Here is a 6,640-nt window from a genome sequence, read left to right on the forward strand (position 1 = left end):
GCCGGGGTAGGCGCCGCTGTCGGCAACAGCCGCGTCTGAGCGCTCACGCTTGTCAGCTCTGCTGGTAGTTCACTGCGGCGAACCCGCACGGCTGGTGCAGGTGCAGGTAGTAGGCGCCCTCACCGTAGTCGTCCAGGTCGGCGCCGCCGATCAGACCCACGTAGTCCATCGGCTGGCCGCAGCCGGGGCAGTCGGCGTGCTCGGCGTCCTGGATCCAGTCGGGCCGACCGCCCAATGTCGAGCCGTCCTGATTCCACGCGCTGGCCTGATAGGGACTCTGCCGCGCCTCATCGGCAACTGGCACCAGCGTCGGCGGATCCTCCGCCTCGGCGGACCCGAGGTAGTCCGGGCGAATGTTGCCAGTCCACCAAGCGGTGCCGCCGGCGGGTGTGACCTGGCTGTACAGCGTCGTGTAGCAGGCGCAGAAGTGGCACGTCTCGATCACCAGCCGACCAGACCAGCCCGTGTGCCTCAGCGCCGCGCGGACCGAGGGGTCCGCGGCGGGCGTTCCCGGGCGGCGGTGCGCATGGCCCAACGGATCGCACTGCCGGCAGCCGGAGGTCGGTGAGCGATGCCGGATTGAAGTTAGACGTCTACGGTCCAGGGTTTCCCGACGCTGGCGCGAGCCGCGCTGCCGCCGGGCGGTAGGTCAAGAACGTCGACCAGGCTCGGGTCCTCGTCGACGGCATGGTGCAGGTGCCCCACTTTGCCGTTGCTGCCGCTCGCGTCGGTGGCTCCGGTCAACTGCCAAACTCCGTCGTCCGCGTCGTGGCTGACGAACAGCACAGGCTCACGGCGTTCAAAGACTTCAGGGGTCTGAAGACAGACGGTGCCAAGCAGCCAGTGCCGCATCCACCAGGCTCGCCGATCGCGCTGCATGACGTGGTCGGTGACCCACCAAACGAACGGCAGGTCCTCGTGGGCACGCGACTGGTCTGCGGTCAGATCCGGGCCGCCCTGCGGGACCTGCTCGAACGGCGCGTCGATGAGCGAGAACGCGTGACTGCCCGCGTTGGCGAAGATGACGGCGTGGAAGGTGCCACCCCCAGGGTTGCCGGCACCAATCCCGACGGACAGCCGGGCGACGTGCGGGTCCGAGCCGGTGGACCAGCCGAACGCGTACGAGGCCAACTCACCGCGCGGCCCCACGAACTCACCAAACGCTCGCCGGTCCATGCCGCTGACATCCGCCGTCGGCACCTCCACGAGCGCACCCTCCAACACCTCAATTTCCACGCCGGCAACATACCTGACCGGGAACATCGCCCCGCAGACCCAAACCACCACCACCCAGGCAACCGTGGCGTCGCCGACGTTCACGAGGAGCACAGTGGATCCAATAGAGGCCGTTTGGGCTCGGAATGGCATTGATTGACATAGGTCCGGACTCGTGGGGAGGTGAGCTATTTGCTTGCGCATTTGCAGCGGCCATCCGGTCTGCCCTCTCTGGCGCGATCGACGGCTGTCCGGTTTCAGCATCACGCGCAACGTTCGAATGGATCAGTTGTAATCTTCGTCCCTCCCCCACGCAGCGACTCCACGGAGATGACAGATGGAACCGGTGACGATGGTGGTGGCTGCCATGGCAGCCGGTGTGTCGGCGGGGCTGACAGAGACGACGTCCGGGGCCATTGTCGACGCGTACCGGTACCTCCGTGACGCCCTGCGCCACCGTTCCGAGACACAAAACTGGGACCCGGACGCACTGAGCGCCTACGAGGCCGACCCCCAGGCGAACGAACAGCGTCTGATCCGGCTCGTCGAAGCCACCGACAGCGGACAAGACGATGTGGTTCTTGCCGCCGCGGCACGTGTGCTCCGCCTTGCCGAGCCCGGTGGCACCGTCACCGGGAAATACGTCGTGGACCTCCGCGGTGCCCAGGGTGTGATCGCTGGCGACCGAGGCATCCAGCACAACAACTTTGGGCTGCCGGGGTAAACCGCCTCATGATGCAGCACGACAGCGTCGACGAAGACGACGAAGGCAACCAGCGCGAGCCGCTCGTGGACGCGCGGAACGCAAGCGGCGTCATGTTCGGTCACAGCGGCACGATGATCAACCATTACGGCAGTGAGCCCGGTCTTACCGCCGCCGCACTCGCTGACCTGCGCCCACGTGCGGCCGCAACCCGGATCATGGCCCTGTCGCGCGACCGGGCGCTGGTGCTGCTCACAGCCATGCCCGACACCGCAACCGCGCCGATACTCCAGGCACTGTTCGGGATCAACGAAGACCTGACAATCGCTCTGCTGACAGAACTCAGCACGGACCGGGCTGCTGGGCTCATCGCGCTGGCCCAACTCGCCGACCTTGCGGACCTTCCCGAGGCATCGGAAGCCATGGCGCACTGCCAGGATCGGTGGCGTGAGGTCTTCGATGCGCAACCGCAGGCTATCCAGCGGTGCGGCCCGGCACACGGACGCGGCCACGGCGGATTCAACCAACGGTTTGACCACGGCGCGATCTGCTGGAGTGCCGCCACCGGAGCGCAACCGACGACCTGGGCCATCGCGGCACACCACGACAGCCTTGGCGGGTGCGCTGGTCGGCTCGGCTTCCCACTCGCGCCGCCAGAAAAGGCGGGGCCATCCCCATCGGGCACCTGCGGCACCGTGCAGCGATTCGAGGGTTCCCGCGACTGCGGCGATGGCACCCGTGCCGTGCCGGGCGCGACCACCGGCGCCGCAATCTACTGGTCCTCCCAGCATGGCGCGCACGCCGTCTGGGGCGGAATCGGCGAGTTCTACGAGCAGCGGCGCGGACCCGCGGGAGTGCTGGGCTTTCCGACCACCGACGAAATGGCTGTCGGCCCCTCCCGCTCAGGGGCCGGTGACCGGGGCTGGCGGCAACGTTTCGAAGGCGGGACGGTGTACTTCACCCCCGGGGCCGGTGCTTTCCGCCTCCCAGCGAAAATCGCGGACTACCACGACGGTAAGCACGACGTGTCCGGAGTGCTGGGCTTCCCCCGCAGCCCAGCGACACAGGCCGCGAACTCGCCGCAGGGCACGTCGGGGCGCTTCCAGCGCTTCGAGGGCGCATGGGACTACCCGCCGGACGTGGCTGACCGGCTTTTGGGCCTCGAACACGGCGGCGGAGCGACCGTCTACTGGTCCCGAGAGCACGGAACACACACGGTGCGCGCTGGCAACGGACTCTGCTACGAACAGCTCGGGGGCACGGCCAGCTGGCTCGGGTTCCCGGTGTCCGACGAACAGGTTGTCGGGAGTACCTGGGGCGGCCGGGGGACTGCGCAGGCGTTTCAGGGTGGCATCATCTTCTACACGGATGCGCACGGGTCGCTACCAGTGTCTGACCCGGTTCTTCAGGCAATAGCAGCGTCAATCCCACCCGAGGTGGCGTTGTCGCGGGCGCACCTGATCGTCGACGCCATCGGGTTCCCCGTCTCCGCAGAGCAGTTGGTCGGCCCGAGCCGGGTTCAACTCTTTCAGCGAGGCGTGGTGACCATTGGGGACGACCACATCGAGGTGTGGCGTAAGTAGAGCACCACACGTGCGGCGGTCCCGGACCGCGACCCGTCACATCGACGACGCCCACGCGCCACGGGTGATCTCCGCAAGCTCCGACGATTTCCGTCATCCGGCAGCCGGAAGTTTCCTCGCCACCGTGACGACCGAGCTGGTTACACCCGCGCCTGGCCCACGGCCCGAGCTGGCAGTTCCGGGATGTCGGTCCGCGAGCACGTCGGCCGGGTATCGGCCTCGAATGCGACGAGTAGGGTCACCCCGTGAACCTCCCGGCAGCAGTCCAGGAACTTTGCTACCACTTCCTCCCGCTGGCGCCGAGGGGGCTGATGACCGGCCTCTACCTCACTGGTGGCATCGGGTTCGGGGAGTGGATCGAGGGGAAGTCGGACGTAGACTTCGTCGCCACCCTCACCCACCGGCCAACCGACGGCGAGCTGGAGCAACTGCGGCAGGCACACGCGCAGATGGCGGCGTACTCCCCTATCGATTTCGATGGAATGCACGTCCTCGTCTCCGATCTGGCGTCCGATCCGAGGAACCTGCCATCGGTGCCCGTGATGCTGCACCGCGACTTCCGACTCGGGCAGTTGGACCCCGTCGTCGCCTGGCACGAGTTGGCCCGGCACGGCGTCACGGTCGCCGGCCCGCAGCTGTCGACCCTCGACATCTGGACCGACACGCATGTCCTGAAGCGTTACACCGTCGACAATCTCGACACCTACTGGCGCGCCATCAGTGACCAGCTCGCCGTCTCTTCCGCCGACGAGCCGGGGGCAGAACTTGACTATGCCTGCTGCTGGTGCGTCCTCGGGGTCGCCCGCCTGCATCACCTGATCGTCACCGGGAGGATGACAACCAAGTCAGGCGCCGCCCATTGGGGCCTCGACTACTACGACCCGCGCTGGCACCGGGTCCTTCGGGAAGCACTGCGCCTGCGTGAAGGTGGACGACCCGAGTATGACAACCAGGCATCCCGACTCCAGGACACGACGGATTTCACGGTGTACGTCGTGGAGGCCGGCACGGGCCGCCCGATCACGCCTTCGGCGGATTGACGACGAGAGGTACGGCCAGCAGGACCACCCCGGTCGAGCGGTGCGCTCATTGAACGTCGCTCCGGTCGCCGAATCGTCGTGACCCACCCACCTCGGCACGAGTGGTCGCCGCCCGGCTGACGACAGAAAGCACCATGGCTGACATCTTCGGATTCGGCGAAGCAGCCATCGGCCAGACAGCCCTGGTCAACGCGCTGGCGTCAGCTCAGAGGCCCGACCTTGCGGTTGCCCAGGGCGGAGGTGAGTCGCACCGGGACCACCGACTCCTTGGCGATTGCTGCGCACTCCTTGCCGGCCGCCTCGGGCAGCATTCCGACGCGAAGCCGGACGCCCACCGCAGTTTCACTCTCTGTCACTTCCGGCTCGGCGCCGTAACAGTCGGCGGGACCGGCAGTCACGGTGACCTCAAGGGTTCGATCGTCGACACGGCGCCAATCGCGCCACTGAACCACCTGCGCGTCGATCAGGCCGCTCCGGGTTGGCAACGCTCCCGGCCGTGTCGGTCCGGTCGGCGCTCGGACGCCTGACGTGTCGCTGCCGGGCTCGGCTGCGGAGTCGCAGGCGCTCAGTGTGGCCACCACGGCCAGCAGCCCGGCAGCCAGTGGAAGTCGTGGCCGCACCCTCATCGGTTCAACTTACCAATCAGCGCCAGCGGCGTTCACCGTGTCGACGACAGCCTGGCCGATGTACGGCCACTGTTCACCATGGACCCATTCGAGCGGACCGGGCCGAGTCTGCTGTCGATCGTCGTAGCGCCAGGTCCACGGACCGACAGCTGCGAGCACTGCCCGGCACCCCGCCCTTCATCCAGCGTCAGACTCCGGGGCTCGGCGCTCATCGGCCCATTAACCGTTCCCACCCGATCGACCGGGGCTGATAGCGTGCGCCGAACACAAAGATCATGGGGGAACATCGATGAACCGCACTCGACTCGTCCTGACTGGCTTGGCCGTTGCGGCGGCGATCGCAATGTCCGGCTGCGATCCGCAGCCCAAACCTACGGACACCGCGGCCTCGCCGACCCCGGCGGCCTCCAGCGCCGCCCCGGCCACCACCGCGGCCAGCACCGCAGCCAGCAGCGCCGCCAACGACGCGGCCACGGTGAAGGCCTGCGCCGACATCAAGAAGGACATCAAGGACAACGCGACTAAGATCGCCAAGGCCGAGAAGATCGGCCCGCCGGCCGGGCACTTCGCGGTCAGTGCACAGTGGGCCGCCGGGTCGGTAGCGATCCTGGCGCACTCGATGAGCGCCAACGAGGCAGTCAGCGCCGCCTCCGAAAAGATCCAGAACGAGATGATGGCCCTGAGCGACGCGTACAACGAGTCCGCCGACGCCAAGCCCAGCAAGAAGACCCTGGAAGCCGCCATCAAGGAACTGGACACCGCCTGCTCGGCCGCCTGACCGGTTCGACAACGCAATCGGCGGTGACCCTCCCCTGGACGGTCACCGCCGATTCGCATGTCTGTGCGGCCCGGATCAGTGGCCTCTGAGCAACCAGTGATCAGCTATGTGCACGCCAGCAGGCCGGCCTCCGCCCGGAAGCATTCGGTCAACTTCGGCCCCATGTTTAGCCCTCAGCAGTGGATCCGTTCGACCGCGACAGCTCACCGTGACCGGCGGTCGTACCCAGCCAGGCATCGCCCATCGCACCGCCGAGGAGCCGCTGGCGCTCGCAGTGACAGCGCCACTCGTCCGGCTCGACGGTGCGGTGCCGCATTTCGATCACCGCCCGGCCCGGCTCAATGCACCGCTCACCCCCAATTCGCGGAGAACTTGACACAGCATGTAGCCACGTGTTGACTTGCGACTATGGGCCCGGGAAGACAGAAAAGCGGAAGCCCCTCCGCCCGATCGAATGTGACTGACCGTCCGAATGTCGTCACGTGGTGGTACTACGCGATATCCGGCGTGGTCGCGGGCGTTGCAATCGTGGCAGTCGGTCTTCTGCCCCAGCGGATCGTCGGCTTCTTTCTCCTCCCCGCAGCAATGGTTGTGGGAACGGCTACAGAGGTTGAAAGGCTGAGGTTCGGGCTATCACGGGGGTTCGGGGTCGAGGGTCATGCCGGTGTTGGCGAAGAAGCCGGCGAGGAGATCGG

General features: G+C 67.1%; 8 protein-coding genes. 5 read left to right on the forward strand and 3 right to left on the reverse strand.

The genetic code is table 11. The annotated features are described in order from the left end of the window. Window positions 1-52 precede the first annotated feature (52 nt). A complete protein-coding gene (locus tag AB0B85_RS01640; RefSeq protein ID WP_357402373.1) occupies window positions 53-445 on the reverse strand; it encodes a hypothetical protein in 393 nt (130 codons plus the stop codon). A 140-nt stretch (window positions 446-585) separates the two neighbouring features. Further along, entirely contained in the window at window positions 586-1,320 is a 735-nt protein-coding gene (locus AB0B85_RS01645; RefSeq protein WP_357402375.1) for a hypothetical protein, read from the reverse strand. A 232-nt stretch (window positions 1,321-1,552) separates the two neighbouring features. On the opposite strand from AB0B85_RS01645, the gene AB0B85_RS01650 reads away from it, so the two are divergent. From AB0B85_RS01650 to AB0B85_RS01660, 3 genes are all read left to right on the forward strand, one after another. Then, window positions 1,553-1,939, forward strand: coding sequence for a hypothetical protein (locus tag AB0B85_RS01650; RefSeq protein WP_357402377.1), 387 nt, complete (start codon window positions 1,553-1,555; stop codon window positions 1,937-1,939). An 8-nt stretch (window positions 1,940-1,947) separates the two neighbouring features. After that, a complete protein-coding gene (locus AB0B85_RS01655) occupies window positions 1,948-3,501 on the forward strand; it encodes a hypothetical protein (protein ID WP_357402379.1) in 1,554 nt (517 codons plus the stop codon). 245 nt (window positions 3,502-3,746) lie between these two features. Then, window positions 3,747-4,541 carry an aminoglycoside adenylyltransferase domain-containing protein gene (locus AB0B85_RS01660; protein WP_357402381.1) on the forward strand — a complete coding sequence of 265 codons (795 nt, stop codon included), beginning with the start codon at window positions 3,747-3,749 and terminating at the stop codon, window positions 4,539-4,541. A gap of 200 nt (window positions 4,542-4,741) precedes the next feature. Here the strand turns inward: AB0B85_RS01660 and AB0B85_RS01665 are convergent, their stop codons facing one another. Then, entirely contained in the window at window positions 4,742-4,897 is a 156-nt protein-coding gene (locus AB0B85_RS01665; protein WP_357402383.1) for a hypothetical protein, read from the reverse strand. 559 nt (window positions 4,898-5,456) lie between these two features. On the opposite strand from AB0B85_RS01665, the gene AB0B85_RS01670 reads away from it, so the two are divergent. Together AB0B85_RS01670 and AB0B85_RS01675 are read left to right on the forward strand one after the other, a co-directional pair. Then, window positions 5,457-5,945, forward strand: coding sequence for a hypothetical protein (locus AB0B85_RS01670; RefSeq protein WP_357402385.1), 489 nt, complete (start codon window positions 5,457-5,459; stop codon window positions 5,943-5,945). 456 nt (window positions 5,946-6,401) lie between these two features. Next, a partial coding sequence (locus tag AB0B85_RS01675) for a hypothetical protein (RefSeq protein WP_357402387.1) occupies window positions 6,402-6,640 on the forward strand: 239 nt, incomplete at its 3' end.

Origin of the sequence: Micromonospora sp. NPDC049044 (assembly GCF_040649215.1) — a bacterium.
Lineage (GTDB): Bacteria > Actinomycetota > Actinomycetes > Mycobacteriales > Micromonosporaceae > Micromonospora.